1 protein-coding gene is annotated in these 515 nt (G+C 35.0%); it reads right to left on the bottom strand.

Annotation, left to right across the window (positions count from 1 at the left end):
• A partial coding sequence (locus tag OCV63_RS17875) for a helix-turn-helix domain-containing protein (protein WP_416862069.1) occupies positions 1-448 on the bottom strand: 448 nt, incomplete at its 3' end.
• Positions 449-515: the final 67 nt, after the last annotated feature.

The raw sequence follows: 515 nt of genomic DNA, 5'->3' as shown, positions 1-515 counted from the left end.
CGCTTTTAATCACATACCCGTCTTTGGTCGTAGGAAAGTATCCTTTTTCTTTCATACGAACCCAACCAAGTGATGGAATATTAATTCTGTGTCTTTCGCATCGGCAATCCTTTGGATTATTCTTCACGAAATACATCTTCACATCAGATTTTCCTTTCTTTTTAAAATTAGGAAAAGCACTTTGATGTTTGAAAAATCTGATAAATGCGACACAACCATTTTCGATTGAACGCTTTACAGATTTTGAACTGACTTCCTTAATCCATAACTTATCTGGATTTTGGGGAAGATACTCATTGTTCAGCCAGACACTAAAACTTTTACCACTCATAAACTTTTCTCCATTGTCATGAAGTTCTTTATTATGAGCGAGATAGAAGTTGTAAATATATCTACAGGTTCCTATTGTTTTACGAATCTTAACTTTCTGTTCCTCTGTCGGATTTATTTCCGTCTTGAAGCTCTTTAGCAATGTCCTCATCCTTTTCTATTTGGTTTTTATACTTACGAAGCCC

Source organism: Laedolimicola ammoniilytica (assembly GCF_025567165.1).
GTDB classification, from domain to species: domain Bacteria; phylum Bacillota; class Clostridia; order Lachnospirales; family Lachnospiraceae; genus Laedolimicola; species Laedolimicola ammoniilytica.
The sequence above is the reverse complement of the archived record's forward strand: the minus strand, read 5'-3'. Positions and strand labels throughout refer to the sequence as shown.